Here is a 20,604-nt window from a genome sequence, read left to right as displayed (position 1 = left end):
ACGCACGGAAGCGACACCGGGGCCCGGACGGCGCCGTGGACGGCGGCAGGGCGGACGAACACGAAGAGCGCAAAGAGGCGGAGCTGCGTCCCGCGTACGCCGGCGGAACGATGGCGGAACGGCGGCGCGGCGTCGGTGCCGGAGCGGTGAGCGGGACAACGAGGCCGGCCGGCAAGGGGGGTGGTGTGACGGACGCAACCGCGGCGCGGACGGCGGCGGTTCCTCGCGGTGAGGACGGTTCAGCGGACGACGGCGACCGGGGCGTCGACCGCATTGCGGTCGATCTGCATCGGCACTCCGCCGTGGCGCTCGGTGACGTCTCCGGCGTACTGGTGGATCCTGCGGTGCGGCTGCCAGGCGTCGCTGTCCAGCACCGGCTCGTCGTCGACCGCCGGTTCGACACCCCAGCGGGCGAACCACATCACCTCGGGCAGATCCCGCACGCCTTCCCGGCGCGCCCGCTCCATGTGCGCCACGCCGGTTCCCGCGCTGCTGTAGAAACCGGGGAGATATCCGTGCCGCCGGACCTCGCGGCTCCAGGCCCGGACAAAGCGCAGGGTGGTCTCGGCGCACCGGGAGTCGTCGTGGTCGTACGCTTCCATGTCGAGGTAGAGAGGGCTGGCCTCGGCCATGCCCAGCGCGGCCGCGCGGCGCACGGCGTCGCGGCCCTCCGCCGTACCCTCGCTCCAGGGCCGGCCGCCGATGGGGGTGTGCCTCTTGTTCCGGCTGTGGACACAGGGAGACTGCGAGCCGACGTAGAGCGGCAGCAGCCGCCAGCCCGCGCGGTGCACGGCGAGCGTCCAGCGGCGGTTGAGATTCGGCTGCCGCTTGCAGGCGCGCCCCCTGCCGCCGAAGTAGACACCCACGGCCCGGTAGTGGGACTTGCGCCAGGCGTTCATGGCGCCCAGTGACGGAGTGCGGCAGGTATCGAACCCGTACCCCCGGAAGATCTCCGCCCCCTGCTCGCGTGGATTCCCGGAACCGGCCCCGCTCCCGCCGCCGGAGCCGCCGGAGCCGCCGGCCGGGACCGCACCGGTGCCCGCGGGGGCCGTCCCGGACGGCGCGGCGGCGGTGGGTGCGGAGAGCAGTCCCCCGATGAACGATGCCAGGGCGGTCAGCATGGCCACGAGGTATTGGATGATCTTCTTTCGTCGTTCCATACGGGGAAGTGAAAAGGTCCCGGACCTTCCACGGCGGGCGGACACGCGACGGCAGCCATGGAGATCATCCGTCTGCACCAAGGGGCGGCCACGATCCGCAGCTCCCACTCACCCCGCTCTCACCAGCGTCACCGGACCTCCCTGCCGGTTGGTCCGGCTCTTCGCCGACTTGCCGCGCCGGGCGGGGTGTGGCAAAGACCACGGCGGGCACGCACAGGGCCCGGCGCGCCCGCCCGTACCGGTCACCGCGCCCTCATCCGCTCACGCCGGCCAACAGCGGGATTCCCGCGCTCCGGAGAAGACGGCTCGAGCGCAAAAGGGCACCCTCCGACGGAAGGCGCCCCTCTGACCAGCTCGCCCTACTGAGCTGCGCGGAGGGTGTGGGATTTGAACCCACGGTGGTGTCGCCACCACGACGGTTTTCAAGACCGTTCCCTTAGGCCGCTCGGGCAACCCTCCCTCGCCCCCGCCACACCTGCGGCGGAAGCGCCTACAGCCTACCTGGCGGGCCCGTCCTTGGGGGTGCTTGGTCCGTCCCTGGTCCGTGAGCTCGGAAATCGCGCCCTCGGGCCACCTCGCCACCAGGTGCAGGCGGGCCCACGCTAGGCGGCAGGATCGGTCCGCTGCGAGGCACTTGAAGAAGGCGCTGAAGGAGGCAGCAGCAGATCCCGCTCGGGGTGGCTCTCGTCCTTCAGACTCCCCTGCACGCCCAGGTCCACGCGGGCGGCTTCATGGAACTCGTTGATCTCCTTGAAGGTGATCCGGTTCCGTTCGCGCCACTCCTCCAGGGTGCCCGCGATCCGGCCCGTCGCCTGCCAGTCGATCTGCAGAGCCGCGGCATTCAGCTGGTGGGCGGCCTCGACGACGTCGTCCCCGCCGAGCAGCATGATCCGCTCGAAGGCACGGCCCCGGTGCCGGCCGACTTCCGCCAGCGCCGCGGTCATCTCCCGCTCGGTCTTCTCGCTCTCCCGGAGCCCTTCCTTGTGCTCGTAGAGCTGCACGGCCAGGAATACGCACGCCCGCACGGCGTCGACGTAGCCCTCGTAGGCGTCGAGCTTCCTGTCGTCCCACCGGGTTAATAAGCAGTCGGTTCCGCTGTGGGCCGAGGGCGCTCCTCGGCCTCGGCTTCGTCCTCGTACGGCTCTTCCGCGTGGGGTGGTTCTGGTAGTCGCATGCCGCGGCTCACGGCCACTCGGCTGACATCCCGCAGCGCCTGGGCCAGCCGGCACCCGAGGAAGCGCAGTGCGTGGGGCGGGGTGCCTTCGCCCGCGAGCATGTCCTCGGCGTAGCGGATCAGCGCTTCGGCCTCCCGGAGTTGCACTGCTTCGGCCGAGTCGGCCAGCCGGGAGAGCATGCTCCCGCTGTCGTCCGTGTCGAGGTAGCAGGGTTTTCCTTCGGGGCCGAGCCACGGGAGCAGGCGCAGTCTCGTGAGGGCCGGGAGGTCGTCGGCGGGCTCCGTCGTCGACTTCCCGGTCATCCTGTCCACTCCACTTCCTCCTGCTGTACGCGTGTGGTGAGAACGGCTTCGGCTCGGTCTCCGGGCAGGACCAGGAGCGCAGCGGCAAGGACACGGCCGGTCTCGTCGACCGACGTGCGCTCGACGGTCAGCACTGCCGTCCTGATGCTGATGTGCAGAATCTCGGCCTCCTGGGCGTTCGCATGCCGCGCCCGAAACCGCTCGGCTACGGAGCAAAGGGGCCGTCCCGCCTCGTCGAAGCGCCAGCCGAAGTCGTCGCCCCACGGCGAGCGGCCCGCGACCGGGGCTTTGAGGGGCCCGACGGACGACGGCAGGTAGACGCGAGCCAGGCTGTACGGGGTCCTGTCCATGCGGCTCACGTAGGTGTGCTCGGTCAGGGGTGCGCCCAGCGGGACCCCCAGCAGCGATGCCAGGTCGCGCTCGGCCTCGGTCACCCTGCTGCTGACGCTGATCCGTAGAGCGGTGCCGGCCGCTGCCTGAGCGTCCGCCGCGGTCTGACCGCAGGGGTACGTGATGCGGTGAAGAGGTACGCGCACGAAGTTGCCGACCCCGTGGCGCTTCTCGATGAGCCCTTCGGTTTCGAGGACGTCCAGCGCCTGCGCAGGGTGGGACCGCTGACGCTGTGCTGCGAGGCGAGTTCCGCCTCGGCGGGGAGCCGCGTCCCTGGTGGCCATTCCTCCGAGACGATCCGGCTCCGCAGGGCATCGGCGATGTTCTGGTAGCGGGTTGCCATGGGTCTCGGTCACCTCCTGGTCTTCCGGGCTGTGGACAACCGGTTCGCGTGATGCCTGGTTGGGGTTATGCCGCCGTGCGCGCGGCAGGGAGCTGCGACGGAGGACGGTCGGGCGGCCGGCGCCGGTCCACGGCGCGGCCGGACACCTGACGTGCGGCTGGTCGCGTACTGCGGCGAGGGCGGACCAGCCTCGATGACCCGTCCGCGCCCTCTCTCACGCGTCATGGCAGGACTCCCCGCTGTCACCTTTCGGGTGCGTCGGCGCGTGGCAAGGGCAGCCGCAGATGTCGCGGACCAACGGGAGCCCGGCGGGAAGAGACTGGGAGGGCTCCCCCTCATGGCACGTGCCATGGACGCCTGACTGGCATGAGGTGGATCGATACGGCTCGCTGGCAGCGATCAAGCCACGCGACGGGTGGCGTCCGGGCATCAGGTCCTCTCCGTCCTCTTGCTGCTCCCAGGCCAGGCGGCGTCAGCGTCCTGGGGACGTCGCTGGCGGGGAACGACGGTCTGCGGCCAGGGCTGCGGCGGAACGGCGGCGGAGGGCCGCGCCGGCGCGTGCCGCCGATGACGGCCACCGGACGGCCGGGGCTGCGGCCTCGCTTTCGGGGCACTACGGCGGATGAAGTCAAACATGCTGGTCAGCTCCCTGAGGGTGAGGGCCGTGTCCCCAGACATCGGTGATTGTCGCGGGGGTCTTCTTGCTGACAGCGGCCCATGCGATGCGACCGCTCTCACCACTGACGAAGCCGAACCGGTCGGCCGTCTCCAGCACCGTCACGAGCCGGCCCCAGGCGTCGGCGGTGACCGGGTCCGGAATGTCCGTCTCGATGCAGGTGTGGTCGTCGTGGTCTTTCACGCGCGGCGTGAAACCGGCGGCGGAGAAGCGTGCTGCGATGCCATCGGCGCGAGCTTCGGATAAGGACACGGCAGCGCTCCTCCGTCACGCCAGAATCACGATGCGTGAAGCTGGTTAACTAGGTTAGAGCTAGTGGACTAGATTTTCCACATGCGCGAGCAGCCGCCCTACCTCCGCATCGCGGACGTGCTCCGTCGGCGCATCGCCGACCGGGAGTGGAGCCCGGGAGACCGCCTGCCTTCCCGTGCCCAACTCGCCCAGGAATGCGGGGTCGGAGAGAACGTCGTCCGCCGCGCGCAGGAACTTCTGATCTCTCAAGGGATCCTCGAAGGACGCGCCGGGTCAGGGACCTACGTGGCCGAGCTGCGCGAACGACTGCGCATGGTCCGCTCGCAGTGCCGGGAGCAGAGCGGGGGTTCCCCGTTCGTCGCGGACATGTCGGCACTCGGCAGGCGAGGTACGTGGGAGAGCCGCACCGAAGCGAAGGTGCCGGCCCCCGCGGACATCGCCGCGCGCCTCGGCATCGCCGAGGGCGAACTGTGCGTCCGCACGGCGTACGAGTACCTCGCCGACAGCAAGCCCGTGCAACTGTCGACCAGTTGGGAGCCCTACAGCATCACGGCGGGCACGCTCGTGGTGCTACCGGAGGGCGGTCCGCACGCCGGCAAGGGCGTGGTCGACCGCATGGCGGAGATCGGCATCACGGTCACGCGGGCCGTGGAACAGCCGGAGCCGGGAGAGGCCACCACCGAGGAGGCAACTCTCCTCGGGATTCAGCGGGGCGCCCTGGTCACCCGGATCCACCGCACGTACTACGCCGATGACGGCCGAGCGGTCGAGACGGCGAACATCGTCGTGCCCGCGGCGCTATGCGAGATCGTGTACGAGGTGCCCACGGACCCTCCTGTCTGACTTCACGAGCGCAGTGCGCCCGTTGGCGAACTCGTGGCAGTGGGCGGTGAGGTGCCGAACTATGGCCGTTGATCACGGCCGTGTGGTGGGGAACGTGTCCGGCGCCAGGATCATCGGCGACCAGAGGATCACGGGCCTGTCGGCCGATGTGATACCGAGTCCGTCACCGTGGTAGGCCGTTGGCCCGAACGGCATCGCCGGAAGCTCGTATCCAAGCCACGGAGGCAGGCTGGGGGCGTCGGCGCGAAGCACCAGCTGGACACCATCAACTGGATCCTGGCCACATACACAGGATCACGCACGACGCGCCGGCAGCCGTCTCGTACAGCGGCGACCGCTCAACCACCGCCCGGACAGTCGGCGAAGTCAGGACGGTTCGAGTCGAGCACGGCATCGCACCCTGAGGAACTGGTGGACACCGCCCCGCCACCTCGGCCGCCACGAACGCGTCGGCGGCACGGCCTGAACCGTTACCGCCCTGCTGCCACGCCAGAACACCACGGAGCGGGCCTTGGCGCGGCAGACGTGGGCACTGAAGCCCCCTGCACCTCACCACACCTACCCTGCACGAGTTCCTCAGAGAGGTGCCACACCGAAAGGCAGCAGCAGAAGAAGACCGGTCGGGATGAGCCCCATAAGCAACCCAATGACCGATTTGGACTTATTGACCTTGCTGACCAGTCCGAGGATGCCGAATGTGACAGCAAGGGGGCCCAGAACAAACGCGAGCGGGCCTACCCCGAAAGCGTAGAAGGCCATGCAGGTGAGACCGATGACACCCAGCCCCAGGGACACGCCTCCGTAGAGGCTGGCGGGACCTTCTTCTACTCTGCCGCTCATGACACAACCCCTGAGATAATCCATGTTCGCCGCGCGAGATACACGTCACACGGGAGGCGAAGATTCCAGTTCAAGCGGCGCGCTTACCGCTCAAAAACGCATGCTAGCATCCCCACTGTTCCCGCCGTTGCCGCTCTTTTAGTTTCGAATTTTACCTCGAGCCCGGGACGGCTCGGCTGACCAAGGGATAATGAGGGATAAATGAAAAGGCTTTCCGTTGCTGCGATGACCGCTCTGGCGCTTGCTCCAGCCATCATGGCGACATCGGGGATGGCACCGGCTGTGGCCTCTACCTCGGAGAACGGCGCAAGCTCGGTGGCATTCTCCATCTCTGCGCTCGTGGAGGGGGAAACACGAACGCTGGGGCCGTCTGACGCACACAGTGCACGGGGAGAGGCGTCGAAGCAGGCAGGCTTTAGTGTGGAGCAGGCGAAATCCGGCGAACGAGCCGTGGTTGATCGCTCAAGTATCGACGAGGGGATCGCAGTGTCCTCTGGCAGCGATTTCGTCGACCTCTCGTGGCGCGCATACACGCAGGACGCTCGATACGTGGTACTCCGCGACGGACGCGAGCTGGCCCAGCTTGATGCCGGTGTGTCGTCATTTCGCGACGCGAGCGTGGAAAAGGGTGCTGAATACGAGTATCAAGTGGCTCCCATACTGCCGGAGGACGAAGATGCCGAAGCCCGTCGCTGGGGGGTGAAGGCAACCGTCCCGAATTCTGAGTCTCCAGGAGATCTGCAGCAGACGGCCTCCGTCCGCGCTGCAGCGGCGGCCGCGGCGACGACAACCACCCTGTCCTGGGTTGCCTTCATACCGCAGAGTAAGATCAACGCACCGTCTGTCGGCTGTAGCTACGGGAGGGGCTATCAGTTCGGTGGCGATGGACGCGGGTACGACTGGAGATCGAACAAATACCGCGCCGCCCTCCATGCAACCATCAAATGGAGCAACAAAAAGGTCACCGGAAACAAGTCCGTCAAGGCGACCACCGTCTACAAGAAGAGCACTGGCCGGAAAGTTGCGACCAAAACTGCAACCTCCAGGAACATGCAGGCCAAAAAGCTTGGTAGCAGCAGGAACAGTGTCGACATCCGCATGAAAATGCTCGCACAGAACCCTTTCTGTAGCGGAATCCTTGGCGTCAGGGGTGGGATCAACGGCGCCTTCACCATCAATATGACAAAGGGTGGAAACTGGAGCATCCGCTCCGGAAACCACCGCCTGATGCCCAACCATCACATCTACATCTATGACGGTGGCAGGGTCACGAATGTCTACAAGCGCAAATACGCCAGCGTGGCATGTCTGATCGGCAATGCGACGTGCCCCGAAGCCAACCTCACCGGCTACCAAGGCAGTTACTGATCGGAGCTCGAACCCCTGCTGCTCGATGACACAGGGATGTGGGATGTGGGCGCCCGGGCCGACGTGGGTCGTACTGGGCGCCCTCTGCGTACGTTCACGCCGGACAAGGACGACCGAACGTACTCGCGTGTCCGCACTCTGGGCGTACCCAGTCAGCTGCTCGCCGCTCGCAGGTGGAGACAGGCCGACCACCCAGGTACCCTGCGAACCCCGTTGCCGCAGGCTCAGCGGGCCGTGTGGTCCGGGTGGTGCTTGGTTCGGCGGGTTTCCTTCATCTCCGCCTCGTAGAGGTGCTCGCGGCCGTCGGCCAGCTCGTTGCGCAGGCGTTCCTCGATCTGCTGGAACGGCCGGTAGTAGGTCTGGTTGTAGGCCTCGATGATCTGGAAGGTCCAGTGGTCGGGGATCACGTTGCGGCCCAGGATTTCGCGCTCGACGAGGTCGGCCTGCTCGGCGTGGCCGGCCTCGCGGAGCAGGCGCACCGCCTCGTCCAGCTCCAGGTCCGCGCCGCCCGTCAGCTGGTGGAACGCGTACAGCATGCCGCGGGCCCGTTCGGTGGTCTCCAGGGCCTTCGACAGCGCCCCCAGCGCCTCGACGGTTGTATCGCTCACTCCGTCGGGGCGCTGGTGGTGCTTGTCGGGCGTCTCGGGGTCGTAGGTGTCGTCAGTCACGTGCATCCACGTTCCCCGTCAGGCGCCGCCGTCACGCGGGCAGCGGCCTCATCCCTCCTGCGGGCGGATGGACGTGCTGAGTGGGAAGGGCGAGCGGCCGCCCCGGCCTCGTCCTCCGCGACTTCCGGCCCGGCCCGACCCGACCGCAGTCGGCACCCGCTGGTGCGGCGACATCCTGAACCGCAGGTGCTGTCCGTGTCCGGTGGCGGCATGCCCGTCGAGTCCGCGCCCGCCGTCGCCGGGCACGACCGCGGCCCGCAGATCCGGGCGGGCTTCGCGCAGGGCCGGCGGAGGATGACGCGGGAGCGCAGCGCCAAGGAGAAGAAGGCGGAGCAGGACCGCGACCAGCACGACGAGGGCCTCCGGCGCGCGGTGTCCGCGAGCGGCAGGAAGCAGGCCGAAGCCCGCGACAAGGGCCGCTCCGACATCGCCGGCTCCCGCGACCAGTGGCGCAAGGAGCCGGGCGACAGGGTCGCGGAGATCGACGGCAAGAAGGGCAGGAGGTACGACGAGGTCCGCCGCGCGGTCGGCAAGCTCTTCGGCAAGGCCCGCCGCAGGATCGGCAACCGCCTGAACGACAGGCTCCGCAAGTTGCGCGAGCAGTGGCGCCCGAGAACCACCGGGACCGGGCGCGTGATCGCCACAGGGACCGTGTGCGGGACGGGGACCGGCAGGCGTGGCGGCAGGGCGGGAAGGACTACGGCCTTCACTCGGTTCGCTTCCGGGCCATGGACGGAGCCATGCACACCCTGCTCTTCGACGGCAAGGGTAAAAGCGGCGACCTGGTCATGCGGAGCACCCTGGCCGCGATCACGTCGTACATCAACGACTGGGAACAGGAGAACAACACGCCACCGGTCTCGCGACAGCGAGAGCCGCGCGCCCCCAGGAGACGGCCCGGAAACAGGCGGATGCGTTGCGCCGGAGCGCGTGAAGGGCGCCCAGGGCCCTCTCCCGGACCGAGAGATCAGTAAGGGCGGCTACACCCGGCGCGCAGGCCGTGCGTCGTACGGCGAACCGGTCTTCCTGTCGGGCGGCCGGGCAGGTGCCGAGGCTTGGCTGACCGCCCTGAGGGCAACTGACGGAGCAAGGGGCGCAGCCCCCGGGCCGCGGTGGCCGGTACGCCGTGCAGCCACCGCCGGTCCGGGGTGGCTGCGTGCTCGGGGCCCCTTCCGCCGGGTGACGGGAAGGGCCCCGAGTGGTGCGGTACCAGGCCGGGTCCGCGGGCGGGGTCCGGTGGCCGCCGGGGCACCGGCCGGGGGTGCGGGGGGGGGAGGGGAGGCCGCGCCGGCCGGGGTCCGTCGGTCAGTCGCCCTTGCGCTGGCCCAGGGTGACGTCGACCGTGGTCTCCTTGCCGTCGCGCTCGTAGGTGATCTTGACCGTTTCGCCCGGTTCGTGGGTCCAGATCTCGCTGATCAGGGTCGGACCGCTGTCGATCACCGTGTCGTCCAGCTTGGTGATGACGTCGCCGGGCTTCAGGCCCGCCTTGTCGGCCGGTCCGCCGTCCGTGATCGGATCGCTGCCGCCCTGGCCGCTTTCGGGGATGCGGGCTCCCTCGCCCTGCTGCCGCATGTCGACCTGGACGCCGATCACCGGGTAGATGGGCTCCCCGGTCTCGATGAGGTTCTCGGCGACGCGCTTGGCCTGGTTGATCGGGATGGCGAAGCCCAGGCCGATGCTGCCGGCCTGCGATTCGCCGAAGCCTCCGCCGCCCGCCGACTGGATCGCCGAGTTGATGCCGATCACGGCACCCTGGGCGTTGAGCAGCGGACCGCCGGAGTTGCCCGGGTTGATCGACGCGTCGGTCTGCAGGGCGCTCATGTACGAGGCGTTGCTGCTGCCGCCGTCGCTGGAGGCGACCGGGCGGTTCTTGGCGCTGATGATGCCCGTGGTCACGGTGCCGGAGAGGCCGAAGGGGGCACCGATGGCGATGGTGGCGTCGCCGACCGCGACCTTCTTCTCCGAGTCGCCGAGCGGCAGCGGCTTGAGGTCTGCGCCCGAAGCGTTCCGGAGCTTGATCACGGCCACGTCGTAGCCCTCGGCGCGGCCGACGATCTCGGCCTGGTACTCCTTGCCGTTGGAGAACGTCGCGGTGAGCTTGCCTCCGTCCGCCGCTGAGGCCACCACGTGGTTGTTGGTGAGGATGTGGCCTTCCTTGTCGTAGACGAAACCGGTGCCGGTGCCGCCCTCGGCCTCCTGTCCGCCTCCCCGGGCGTTCAGGGTCACGACACTGGGGAGTGCCCGCTGGGCTATCCCCGCGACGGAGTCCGGGGCGCGGTCGAGCACATCCGGGTCGCCCGGGGCCGAGATGGTCGTCGAGCCCCCGTCGTTCTGCTCCGCGGCCCAGAACCCGAGACCGCCGCCGACGCCGCCCGCGACCAGCGCGGCGGCGAGTACGGCCGCCACCACGCCGCCGCGGCCCTTCCTGCCCGGGGGCCTACCGGGCGGCGGGGGCACGTGCCCCGGGGCGCCCCAGCCCGCGCCTCCGGGCGGGGGCGGTGGCGGGGGCCAGCCGGCGCTTCCCCCGCCGTGGCCCTGGCCCGCTCCGTGGGACGCATGGCCGCCGGCGTCGTCCGGAGCTCCGTACTCCCGGCCTGCTCCCGCCCGTGCTTCCCCGGCGCCGTAAGGGCCGGCCTGAACCGGCTGCTGCGCCGGTGCGGCCGGCGGCTCCGGCGGGCGGCCGGGTGCTGTCGGACCGGGTTCGGGCCGCGGAAGCGGATAGTCCGACTGCGCAGCGTCTCCGCCGGAGGGCCCTTCCGGGCCGGACGGCGGCGCGGAGGGCGGGCGGGGCGGCGCTCCGGGCGCGGGCCGCTCCGTGCCCGGCGGAACGGCGGCGCCCTCGTTCTCGGTGCTCACGGCTTTCTCCTCGGGTGCGCGATACGTCTTGAGTCACGGCCCACAGTGCTGCATGTCTGCCACCAGCTTTCCCCACGGCGTGTCAGGGCGCTGTAAGCGCGGCAGCCCGCCCGTCCGCCCTTTCCTTTCCGGACATACCGCACGGCTTCCCTGACGCCGGGGTTTCGGACGGCGGCCGTTCACCCTGTGTGCCCGCAGGGGTGGCACCATAACGCGGTGACCGATGCGCGCCCGGACCTCGGCCTCCGCCCGGGGCCCCCCACCACCGCTGTCGTCGCCCACCGCGGCTCGTCCGAGGACGCTCCGGAGCACACACTGGCCGCGTACCGCAGAGCCATCGAGGACGGCGCCGACGCCCTGGAGTGCGATGTGCGGCTCACCGCCGACGGCCATCTCGTCTGTGTCCACGACCGGCGGGTGGACCGCACGTCCAACGGCAGGGGGGCCGTGTCCGCCCTGGAACTCTCCGAGCTCGCCGCGCTCGACTTCGGTTCCTGGAAGGACCGGGACGAGGCCCCGGACTGGGAACGCACGTCCGTCCTCACCCTCGAACGGCTGCTCGAACTCGTCTGCGACACCGACCGCCGGATCGAACTCGCCATCGAGACGAAGCATCCGACCCGCTGGGCCGGCCAGGTCGAGGAGAGGCTGCTGGAGCTGCTCCGCCGGTTCGGGCTGACCGATCCGCCGCGGGGTGAATCTTCAGCCGTACGGGTGATGAGCTTCTCGGCCCGCTCCCTGCACCGGGTACGGGTGGCGGCGCCCCGCATACCCACCGTCTACCTGATGCAGTTCGTCTCGCCGCGCCTGCGCGACGGGCGGCTTCCCGCCGGGGCCCGGATCGCCGGGCCGAGCATCCGGATCCTGCGGAACCAGCCCGAGTACGTCGCCCGCGCGCACCGGGCGGGCAACGAGGTGCACGTCTGGACCGTCGACGACCCGGCCGACGTCGAGCGCTGCGTGAGCCTCGGCGTGGACGCCATCATCACCAACCGGCCCGGGAGAGTCCTGTCACAACTCGGACGCACGGACGGCCACCGGAACGGCTGAACCCCCCGGTGGGGAGCGCACCGGCGCGTTCACCGCGTCGTCGATCGCGCGAAGTGCGCCACCGGATCGCTTATGGCCGGTTTCCGGCCCACCGGGGGAGGGCATCCATCCTCTGGCGTGGGGCGAAGGAGGTCTCGGGGGTGGCGTTGGTGGTGGCACAGGAAGTGCCGACTTCATCGAGCATGGCCGTGCCCCATGGGCCTTCGGGCGTGGGCATGGCGCGGCGCCGGATGCGCGAGGGACTGGGCATGAGCGGCGTTCCCGAGGGGGTCGTCGACGACGCGGTGCTGGTCCTCTCGGAACTCCTCAGCAATGCCTGCCGCCACGGCAGGCCCCTGCGGGGCGGGCTCCCGGGCTCCGGCGGGGGCGAGACGGTGCGCGCCGCCTGGCGCGTGGACGAATGCGGGCGTTTGACCGTGGAAGTGACAGACGGGGGCGGTCCGACCCGACCACTTCCGGCCACTCCGTCCGTAACGGCTCGCGGCGGCCGCGGGCTCAACATCATCCGATCGCTCGCCCAGGACTGGGGAGTCCGGGACGAGCTGAGCGGCGAGGTCACGGTCTGGGCCCGGTTCGCCCCGGCTGCCCGGAACCGCGAGCACGGCCTCGGTGACCGGCTGGGCGTGGGCGCGCTGCCGGGCCTGGAAATCGCCGATCTCCTGGACGATCTCGCCTGAGGACGGGCGGGGTCCACCCCGTCGGACCGCGCGGCTCTCCATCGGCTCCCGCCGTCCGGAACCGGGAAGCGTCCGTTCCGTCTCCGGCCCGGAGCCCTCTTCCGCGCGCCCTTCGGCGCGCCCTTCCGCGGGCCCTCCTTGCCCGAGGGGGCGACCCCCGTCCGTCTCCTCGCTCCGCGCACGGCGTCCCGCGGGTGTCCGTCACCCGCGGGCCCTCCGCGTTCGGCGGGCGGAGTCCTTGTGAGGGGCTAGGCTCGGCGGCCACAGACCTACCGCCGCATCCGGGAGAAACCCACGCCATGGCGAAGAAGCGCCCCCAGACCAAGGCCGGCAAGTCGTCCTCCGCGCGGGGATCCGGCGTCCGCCCGGCGGCCGCCGCGGACGCCGATGTCCCCGTCGTCGGCGCGCGCGAGCCCTGCCCCTGCGGCTCGGGCCGCCGCTACAAGGCCTGCCACGGCCGTGCCGCGGCGCAGGCCGTGACGGAGCTCGTCCAGCGTCCCTTCGAGGGGCTGCCGGGCGAGTGCGACTGGGTGGCACTGCGCGAACTGGTCCCGGCGGCGACGGCCGAGCTGCGTCTCAGGGAGCCGCTGCCCGACGGCGTGCCCTCGGTGACCCTGGCGACCGTCCTGCCGATGGCCTGGCCCGCGCTGCGGCGGGACACCGGCGCGGTGCTCCTGGGGCTCCAGAACGACACCGCTTCCGGTGACATCAGCCGTGATCTGGCGGATGTACTCGGCCGCGCCCTGACCGCCACCCCCGGCAGCCCGGTGGCCGCCGAACGGGTGCCGGCCGGCGGACCGCGCCTGCAGGATCTGCTGGACACCGGGGCGCCGTTCACGCCAGTGATCCACGACGGTTTCGAGTTCTGGCTGGAGGATGCCTCGAACACCACTCCGGAGGTGGCCGCCTCCCTGGAGCGTGCGAACGAGGCGGCCATCCCGACGGTCCGGCTGTCCGGCGTCGAAGCCGCATACTGGTGCGAGACCCCGGAGAAGAACCATCTGCGCTGGGTGATGCCGCACCCCGAGGAGCAGTTGCTCGATGCGCTCGCACGGCTGCACGCCGCGGGCAACTCCGCGCTCGGCGAGGGCACCCGGCTCGTCGGCTCCTTCCGGGCGCACGGGCTGCTGGTGCCGGTGTGGGACCTGCCGCGTGGCATGAGCGCGGACGACACCGAGAAGCCTGCGGCCGCGTTCGCCGAACGGCTCGGCGACGTGCTCACCTCCGAGGCACCGCTGTCGCCGGAGGAGCGCCGGGCGCGCGGTGGGCTAACGAACCGTCAGGTGACCTTGAGCTGACGGGAGATGGCGGCCCGTTAGAGAAGAAGTGATGTCTGTCACATCAACTTCTACCGAGCAGTAAATTCGCCCTCCGATTCTCGCGATCGAATTTGCGAACGGCCGATCTCTTGTTACGGTTCTAGGAGCCCGGTCGCTGGTGCATCCCCCGTCGCCAGCGACCGGGCGTTTTCCTGCCCGCAGCCGTGGGCGGCCCGCCCGGTCCCCTGCTCACCGGGGAACGGCGGCCAACTCCCCGCCGCCGCCCGGCACAGGGCCCGCCGGCGTCCTCCCCGCACGACGGACCGGAACCTCGGCGCGTGGCGCCGACGGCGATCAGAGGGCTCAGTAGGGCAGACGGCTGCCGCCGCCAGGAGTCCCCGTCCCCGCGCTCGCCTCCACCAGCGCTTCCACAACGGCCTCCACCCGTGGCAGCCACGGCCCGCCCGCCTCCCGCAGCGGGGCCCGCTCCCAGCGGACCTGCCCGGCGCCGGTGTCCGAGGGCGGCAGGGCCAGATAGCCGCCCTCACCGTGGAAGCGCAGCGAACCCGGCACCCAGTCCTGGCTGTAGAGCAGTTCGCCCAGTTCCGGCAGCGAGTACGGCGCCACGAGCAGCGCCCAGCGGGACGGGGTGGCGACGACCGGCCCCAGCCGGACCCCCATCCGCCCCAGTTCGGCCACCGCCTCGGCGCCCGCGACCGCCGGCAGGCTGACGGCGCACGGGGCGCGGCCCCCGGTCGCCAGGATCACCGGCGCGGAGGGGCGGTTGGTCCACCACCAGCGCACCATGCGGGCGTCGGTGGTCGCCGCCAGCAGCCCGGGGTCGAAGGGGTGGGCGCCGGGAACAACGCAGTCGGGATGCGGGCAGGCACAGTGCACTGTGCCGCCTCTTCCCGGCTGGGTGCCCACGCCGGGCAGTACCGGCCACCGCCACTCGGTGGCGCAGGTCAGTGCCGCGTCGAGCATGACCGACCTTCCGCCGCGCCTGCGCTTGAGCAGGAGCCTGCGTCGCATTCCGGGGATCTCGCGCATGAGCGCTCGTTCCTTTCCGTTAACGCCGAGGGCTGTTTCCGTCGCGTGGAACTGTGTCTGACTGCGTGGAGCAGTGGAGCAACTGTCTGGCAACTACCTGGAGTGGAACTGCACACCGAACTGCTGGCACTGCGGTCACCGCGCGCTCGGGACCCGGCCCGTCGCGCCGCGCGGAACACACCTGACTGTGCGTGGATCAGCGCATCACATCGCCGGCCGGCGTGGAGCATGGCATGGGGTGGCGCCCGTTCGGCGCGTGCCGCCCCCGTGCCCCCCAGTGGCGAGGTGCCCCCCACCTGTCCGCTCACGAGTGGGAGAGCGGCGTTCCCAGGCTAGGACGCGCCCGGCCTCCGCCGGGTTCCGGCGCGCCCGAACCGCCCTCGCCCCCTCTGCCGAGTACGTACCCGCCGCAGTGGACATGACGCGTTGCCGACGAGCCTCAGTCGACCGCGCATCGACCGGAGCACGTCGTTTTCCGGCCAAACGTAGCAGTCCTCCGAGCCTCGTCAAACCCGCTGACCCGAGGACGACACGGGTAAGCCGATTGTGCGCATCCGAGCTCTTCGGAGATGTTCTGTCACGCTTGACACCTTTGGCGGGGCAAGCCGACGTATCTCCCTGTTCATCGTGATACGCGGCCGCGCCCGGGGTCGGCGGATCGGCCGGCACATCCGCCTCCGGCATATGCCGCCCAGCGGATGTGTCTCCACAGAACGGGCGGGCGGCGCGGGATCCGCAACACCCGGGCGGCAACCGTGCGTGCGTCATGTTCACGGAAAGTGGCCGAAATCAGTCCGATGACTCCGGCACACCGCCATAATGCCCTGCCTCGCGATGCCACCCCGCGGCGGCCCCACCGGGCCCCGGGCCCCTCCCGCAGTCGTCCCCACAGCCGTCCCCACGGCCGTCGCCGCACCGTCCCGGCGGCCATGGCCCGACTCCCCGCGCCCGGGGAGGGACCTTCGCTCCTGCCCCTCCTGCGCCCTTCCCGCCGCCCATACGATGGGAGAAGGTCCCGTTCAAGGAGGAAACCGTGACCGAGCAGCCCGTACCGGCCCAGCAGAGCGAAACCGCCCCGGCGGGCGACCACCAGCCGATCAAGCAACGCAAGAACGGCCTCTACCCGGCCGTCTCCGACGAACTCGCCGCCCATATGCGCAACGGCTGGGCCGACACGGAGCTGCGGGGCCTGGAACCGCTGCCGCAGGCAGCCGAGACGGCCCGCCGCCGCTCCGCGCTCTCCCGGCGCTTCCCCGGCGAGCGGCTGGTCATTCCCGCGGGCAATCTCAGGACCCGCTCCAACGACACCGAGTACCCGTTCCGGGCCGGCACCGAGTACGCCCATCTGACCGGTGACCAGTCGGAGGACGGCGTACTCGTCCTGGAGCCAGCGGCGGACGGCGGGCACCAGGCCGTGCTGTATCTGCTGCCCCGTTCCGACCGGGAGAACGGTGAGTTCTGGCTGGACGGGCAGGGTGAGCTCTGGGTGGGCCGCCGGTACAGCCTCGCGGAGAACGAGCAGCGGCTCGGGCTGCCCTGCCGCGACGTCCGGAAGGCCGCGGGCGAACTGGCGGAGCAGGCCGGCCCCGTCCGCCTCGTCCGCGGCCACGACCAGGGCCTGGAAGCCGCCCTCGCCGACCGGCTCGACGCCGGGCGCGATGAGGAACTCCGGGTCTTCCTCAGTGAACTCCGGCTGGTGAAGGACGCGTTCGAGATCGGCGAACTGCAGAAGGCCGTGGACTCGACGGTGCGCGGTTTCGAGGACGTCGTGAAGGTCCTCGACCGGGCCGAGGCCACCTCCGAGCGCTACATCGAGGGCACCTTCTTCCTGCGCGCCCGGGTCGAGGGCAACGACGTCGGCTACGGCTCGATCTGCGCCGCGGGCCCTCACGCGACCACCCTGCACTGGGTCCGCAACGACGGCCCCGTGCGCTCCGGGGAACTGCTGCTCCTGGACGCGGGCGTGGAGACGCACACCCTCTACACCGCGGACGTCACCCGTACGCTCCCCGTCAACGGCCGCTTCACCGGCCTCCAGCGGAAGATCTACGACGCCGTGTACGAGGCCCAGGAGGCGGGGATCGCCGCCGTGCGCCCCGGGGCCAAGTACCGCGACTTCCACGACGCGGCACAGCGGGTGCTCGCCGGGAAGCTCGTCGAGTGGGGGCTCGTCGAGGGCCCCGTCGAGCGGGTGCTGGAGCTGGGGCTGCAGCGCCGCTGGACCCTGCACGGCACCGGGCACATGCTGGGCATGGACGTGCACGACTGCGCGCTGGCGCGGACCGAGACCTACGTGGACGGCACGCTGGAGCCGGGGATGTGCCTCACCGTCGAACCCGGGCTGTACTTCCAGGCGGACGACCTGACCGTGCCGGCCGAGTACCGCGGCATCGGCGTCCGTATCGAGGACGACATCCTGGTCACCGAGGACGGCAACCGGAACCTCTCCGCCGCCCTGCCGCGCTCCTCCGCCGGGGTGGAGTCCTGGATGGCGCGGCTGAAGGGCTGACGGGCCGAGCACCCGGGGGCCCGGTGGCACGGGCCCCCGGCTCGGCGGCGGAGCTCACGGGCTGAGGACGGGGCCGGCCAGCGGGCCGCCCGTGACCCGGGCCCCGTCCTGCCACTTGAGCATCTTGCTGAAGCAGACGACCGCGCCCCGGCCCGGCCGGTTCCGGACGTGGACGTGGTCGGCGAGGGACGCGATCAGCAGCAGGCCGCGGCCGTGCTCGGCGTGCTCGGCGTGCTCCGGACGCTCCGGGCGCTCGCGGTGACCGATGTGTTCCCTGCGGCCGGTGCGGTGGGCGGCGGGGCCGGCCCACCCGAGGCGGTCCGTGGGGCCGGTGTGGCCTGCGTGGCCCGCGCTCGGCGGGGACTGCTCGTTCTCCGGCCGCCCGGCCCGGCTGCGGCGACGGCCGGCGGATCCGGCGGACCCGGCGGACCCGGCGCGGGCGGCCGGGAAGCCGGGGCCCGAGTCGGCGACCTCGATACGGCACTTCTCACCGTCCAGGTACGCGGTGACGCGGTACCGTCCGTCCGCCGGATCCGCGGCGGCCTCACCCCCGTACGCCACCGCGTTGGCGCAGGCCTCGGAGAGCGCGACGGACAGTTCGAAGGACGTCTCGGGGTGCACCCCGGCGGTCTCCATCGTGCCGACGAGAAGCCGGCGGGCCAGCGGCACGCTGGCCGCCTCGCGCCGCAAGTGGAGTGACCACCAGATGCTCATGCTGCGGCCTCCTGGCTGCGGCTCGACGTACCGCTACGTATTGCCCGGGCCCTTCCGCGATAAGCCTGGGGCGTACGGCACTCCGCTCGTTCGGCGGTGTGCCCGGGGGCGCGGGGGCGCGCCGGCCCGGCCGGCGGACGCATCCGCACCACCCACCCTGGCGGAGGCGGCACGCGGGTGCGGTGCGATGATGAGTCCGCCATGTCTGGATTCACAGCACACGCCGGCACAGGCCTGCGCCTGGTGAGGGCCGCGGTGTTCGCCGCGGTCTGCGTCGTGCTGTCCGCGGCCGGCCACACGCTCGCCTCCCACGCCGTGGTCCCGCTGTGGGCGCTGGGCGGGGGCTTTCTCGCCGTCTCCGCGGTTGCCGCTCTGCTCGCGGGCCGCGAGCGTTCGCTGGCGGGCATCGCCGCGGCGCTGGGAGCCGGGCAGGTGCTGCTGCACACGCTCTTCGGATACGCCCAGCAACTCGCCGGGCCGGCGGCCGCTCCGGCGGACGGCACCGCGTCCGACTCCGTGACGGCGCTCGCCGCGCGGCTGCTGTGCGGTGAGGGCGGACGTCCTCTGTCGGCCGCCGAGGCCCACCACGTGGTGACCGCTGCGGGCATCGACCCCGGCGCGCTCGCGGCCGTCGGCGGGGCTCCCGGCGGGACCGGCGCGCACGGGGCTCTCCCGGCCTCGCTGGTGCCGTCGCCGGAGATGCTGCTGGCCCACCTGCTGGCGGCGGTCCTGCTCGGACTGCTGCTGCGGCGGGGGGAGGCGGCACTGTTCCGTCTCGTACGGCTCTCCGTGCAGGGGCTGGCCGAGGGGGCGCTCGTCCGGTCGCTGCGTGCCGCCGTCGGGCTGGCCCGGGCGCTGGTCGCCGGGCTGCCCGGTGCCGGCGGTCCGCGGGTGCGCGCGCGCCGCGTGCGCGGGGACGAACCGGGGCGTCCGCGGCCGCTGTACCTGAGGCACTCCGTCAGCAGGAGGGGTCCGCCGGACTTCCGCGCGGCGGCCTGACGCGGCGGTTCCGCCGGCAGACGCCGGGATCCGCGCGTCACCGTACGTGCGTTCGAGTCGCTCGCTGTCCCTGTCGGTGAGCGTCTCCTCTCACGCCTCCTTCACGCGCCCGACGCGCCCGATGGCCGGTTCAAGAACGACGCACCGGCCACGGTCTCCGCGTCCCGGCATCGCCGGTGTCCCACCGGTGCGGCAGCCGCGGTATGTGCGGCCTCCGGCGTCCACGCCGGTGACCGCCGTTCCCCTTGCGGGCCGCACCGGGTCCACCGGGCGATCCAGCGGGCCGTACCACGTGACACGACACGACCCACCGGAAAGACCCCTATGCCAACCACCCAACGCCTCACCCGCCCACGCGGCGGGAGGCGGACATCCCTGTGGCGCGGCAGCCTGCTCGCCGTCGCCGCCGCGCTCGCCCTCACCGCGTGCGGCAGTGGCGGCGACGGCAGCGCCGGGAAAGCCGCGGACGTCTCCGCGGAGCCCGCCAAGGCCGCGACCGTTCTCGACAACCCCTTCGAGAAGCCGGACCTGGTTCTCACGGACACGTCCGGCCGGAAGTACGACCTGGCCAAGGAGACCAAGGGGCGCCCCACGCTCCTCTACTTCGGCTACACCCACTGCCCCGACGTCTGCCCGCTGACGATGAGCAACATCGCCGTGGCCGCCAAGGCACTGCCCGCGGACCAGCGGAAGGACCTGCGCGTCGTCTTCGTCACCTCCGATCCCGAACGGGACACCCCGGAGCGGCTCGGCGCGTGGCTGCGCGGCCAGGACCCCGACTTCATCGGCCTGACCGGCGACTTCGACGCCATCCAGGCCGCCGCGCGCAGTGTCGGCATCGGCATCGCCCCGCCGACCAAGGACGAGAACGGCGACATCGTCTCCACCCACGGCGCCCAAGTCCTCGCGTTCTCCCCGGAGGACGACAAGGCCCACGTCCTCTACGGCGAGGACACCACTGTCGACGACTACACCCGAGACCTGCCCAAGCTCCTCAAGGGAGAGACCCCGTGAACCGCCGCACCATCACCACCACCGCCCTCAGCGCCGCCCTGGTGCTCGGTACCGCGCTCTCCCTGACCGGCTGCGCCACCGGGCCCGAACTCGGCACGAAGGGCGGCTACGTCCCCGAGCCCGTCATGCCCGACATGGCCGGCGGATTCCTCACGGTGACCAACACCGGTGACACCGCCGACCGGCTCACCCACGCCACCAGCGACATCTCCGACGACGTGGAGCTGCACCGCACCAAGGACGGCAAGATGCAGCAGGTCAAGTCGTTCGAGGTGCCGGCGAACGGCGAGCTCGTCCTGAAGCGCGGGGCGAACCACATCATGTTCAAGGAGCTCAAGCACAAGCCGGCCGTGGGGGAGAAGGTCTCCGTGACGCTCCACTTCGCCGAGTCGGATCCCCTTGAGGTGACGCTTCCGGTGAAGGCCGCCACCCACAACCCCACGATGAAGAAGCACTGAC

The 20,604-nt window shown here is 71.1% G+C and carries 20 protein-coding genes and 1 tRNA gene; 9 read left to right on the top strand and 12 right to left on the bottom strand.

Annotated elements, in window-relative coordinates; genetic code table 11:
- Positions 1-239: 239 nt before the first annotated feature.
- The 7 genes from KBZ10_RS02065 to KBZ10_RS02035 all read right to left on the bottom strand — a co-directional run bounded on the left by KBZ10_RS02065 (position 240) and on the right by KBZ10_RS02035 (position 4,298).
- A complete protein-coding gene (locus KBZ10_RS02065) occupies positions 240-1,160 on the bottom strand; it encodes a DUF1906 domain-containing protein (RefSeq protein ID WP_210985689.1) in 921 nt (306 codons plus the stop codon).
- A 372-nt stretch (positions 1,161-1,532) separates the two neighbouring features.
- Positions 1,533-1,619 (bottom strand) — tRNA-Ser (locus KBZ10_RS02060).
- Between the two features lie 143 nt (positions 1,620-1,762).
- Positions 1,763-2,185 carry a hypothetical protein gene (locus KBZ10_RS02055; RefSeq protein WP_210985688.1) on the bottom strand — a complete coding sequence of 141 codons (423 nt, stop codon included), beginning with the start codon at positions 2,183-2,185 and terminating at the stop codon, positions 1,763-1,765.
- Between the two features lie 50 nt (positions 2,186-2,235).
- Positions 2,236-2,637, bottom strand: coding sequence for a hypothetical protein (locus KBZ10_RS02050; protein WP_210985768.1), 402 nt, complete (start codon positions 2,635-2,637; stop codon positions 2,236-2,238).
- Positions 2,634-3,173, bottom strand: coding sequence for a UTRA domain-containing protein (locus tag KBZ10_RS29055; RefSeq protein ID WP_307847120.1), 540 nt, complete (start codon positions 3,171-3,173; stop codon positions 2,634-2,636). Before KBZ10_RS29055 ends, KBZ10_RS02050 begins: the two co-directional genes overlap by 4 nt.
- Positions 3,068-3,370, bottom strand: a complete 303-nt coding sequence (locus KBZ10_RS30440) for a GntR family transcriptional regulator (protein ID WP_210985686.1) — start codon at positions 3,368-3,370, stop codon at positions 3,068-3,070. The genes KBZ10_RS29055 and KBZ10_RS30440 overlap by 106 nt, the downstream gene beginning before the upstream one ends.
- A 628-nt stretch (positions 3,371-3,998) precedes the next feature.
- On the bottom strand, positions 3,999-4,298 hold the full coding sequence (locus KBZ10_RS02035) for a hypothetical protein (protein WP_210985685.1): 300 nt from the start codon (positions 4,296-4,298) through the stop codon (positions 3,999-4,001).
- Between the two features lie 81 nt (positions 4,299-4,379).
- Here KBZ10_RS02035 and KBZ10_RS02030 point away from each other — a divergent pair, with 81 nt between their 5' ends.
- Positions 4,380-5,141, top strand: coding sequence for a GntR family transcriptional regulator (locus KBZ10_RS02030; RefSeq protein ID WP_210985684.1), 762 nt, complete (start codon positions 4,380-4,382; stop codon positions 5,139-5,141).
- Positions 5,142-5,717: 576 nt separating this feature from the next.
- On the opposite strand, the gene KBZ10_RS02025 is transcribed toward KBZ10_RS02030, so the two are convergent.
- Entirely contained in the window at positions 5,718-5,981 is a 264-nt protein-coding gene (locus tag KBZ10_RS02025; RefSeq protein ID WP_210985683.1) for a hypothetical protein, read from the bottom strand.
- Positions 5,982-6,182: 201 nt separating this feature from the next.
- On the opposite strand from KBZ10_RS02025, the gene KBZ10_RS02020 reads away from it, so the two are divergent.
- Positions 6,183-7,349 (top strand): hypothetical protein, encoded by a 1,167-nt coding sequence (locus tag KBZ10_RS02020; protein ID WP_210985682.1) that lies wholly within the window; start codon positions 6,183-6,185, stop codon positions 7,347-7,349.
- 224 nt (positions 7,350-7,573) lie between these two features.
- Here KBZ10_RS02020 and KBZ10_RS02015 read toward each other — a convergent pair whose 3' ends face one another.
- Together KBZ10_RS02015 and KBZ10_RS02010 are read right to left on the bottom strand one after the other, a co-directional pair.
- A complete protein-coding gene (locus KBZ10_RS02015) occupies positions 7,574-8,023 on the bottom strand; it encodes a hypothetical protein (RefSeq protein ID WP_210985681.1) in 450 nt (149 codons plus the stop codon).
- Positions 8,024-9,322: 1,299 nt separating this feature from the next.
- Positions 9,323-10,873, bottom strand: coding sequence for a S1C family serine protease (locus tag KBZ10_RS02010; protein WP_210985680.1), 1,551 nt, complete (start codon positions 10,871-10,873; stop codon positions 9,323-9,325).
- 216 nt (positions 10,874-11,089) lie between these two features.
- Between KBZ10_RS02010 and KBZ10_RS02005 the strand changes: the two genes are divergently transcribed.
- From KBZ10_RS02005 to KBZ10_RS01995, 3 genes are all read left to right on the top strand, one after another.
- On the top strand, positions 11,090-11,923 hold the full coding sequence (locus KBZ10_RS02005; protein WP_210985679.1) for a glycerophosphodiester phosphodiesterase: 834 nt from the start codon (positions 11,090-11,092) through the stop codon (positions 11,921-11,923).
- A gap of 53 nt (positions 11,924-11,976) precedes the next feature.
- Complete coding sequence (locus KBZ10_RS02000) at positions 11,977-12,600, top strand: ATP-binding protein (protein WP_210985678.1); 624 nt, start codon at positions 11,977-11,979, stop codon at positions 12,598-12,600.
- A gap of 299 nt (positions 12,601-12,899) precedes the next feature.
- Positions 12,900-13,898, top strand: coding sequence for a DUF5926 family protein (locus tag KBZ10_RS01995; RefSeq protein WP_210985677.1), 999 nt, complete (start codon positions 12,900-12,902; stop codon positions 13,896-13,898).
- A 324-nt stretch (positions 13,899-14,222) separates the two neighbouring features.
- On the opposite strand, the gene KBZ10_RS01990 is transcribed toward KBZ10_RS01995, so the two are convergent.
- Positions 14,223-14,909 (bottom strand): bifunctional DNA primase/polymerase, encoded by a 687-nt coding sequence (locus KBZ10_RS01990; protein WP_210985676.1) that lies wholly within the window; start codon positions 14,907-14,909, stop codon positions 14,223-14,225.
- 1,033 nt (positions 14,910-15,942) lie between these two features.
- Between KBZ10_RS01990 and KBZ10_RS01985 the strand changes: the two genes are divergently transcribed.
- Complete coding sequence (locus KBZ10_RS01985; protein ID WP_210985675.1) at positions 15,943-17,418, top strand: aminopeptidase P family protein; 1,476 nt, start codon at positions 15,943-15,945, stop codon at positions 17,416-17,418.
- 54 nt (positions 17,419-17,472) lie between these two features.
- On the opposite strand, the gene KBZ10_RS01980 is transcribed toward KBZ10_RS01985, so the two are convergent.
- On the bottom strand, positions 17,473-18,132 hold the full coding sequence (locus tag KBZ10_RS01980) for an ATP-binding protein (protein WP_210985674.1): 660 nt from the start codon (positions 18,130-18,132) through the stop codon (positions 17,473-17,475).
- A 201-nt stretch (positions 18,133-18,333) separates the two neighbouring features.
- Between KBZ10_RS01980 and KBZ10_RS01975 the strand changes: the two genes are divergently transcribed.
- From KBZ10_RS01975 to KBZ10_RS01965, 3 genes are all read left to right on the top strand, one after another.
- Entirely contained in the window at positions 18,334-19,131 is a 798-nt protein-coding gene (locus tag KBZ10_RS01975; RefSeq protein ID WP_210985673.1) for a hypothetical protein, read from the top strand.
- A gap of 324 nt (positions 19,132-19,455) precedes the next feature.
- Positions 19,456-20,145, top strand: coding sequence for an SCO family protein (locus tag KBZ10_RS01970; RefSeq protein WP_210985672.1), 690 nt, complete (start codon positions 19,456-19,458; stop codon positions 20,143-20,145).
- A complete protein-coding gene (locus KBZ10_RS01965; protein ID WP_210985671.1) occupies positions 20,142-20,603 on the top strand; it encodes a copper chaperone PCu(A)C in 462 nt (153 codons plus the stop codon). Before KBZ10_RS01970 ends, KBZ10_RS01965 begins: the two co-directional genes overlap by 4 nt.
- Position 20,604 lies beyond the last annotated feature (1 nt).

Source organism: Streptomyces sp. F63 (assembly GCF_018070345.1).
Classification (GTDB): Bacteria; Actinomycetota; Actinomycetes; order Streptomycetales; family Streptomycetaceae; genus Streptomyces.
This window is presented reverse-complemented; position numbering and strand designations above follow the sequence as displayed.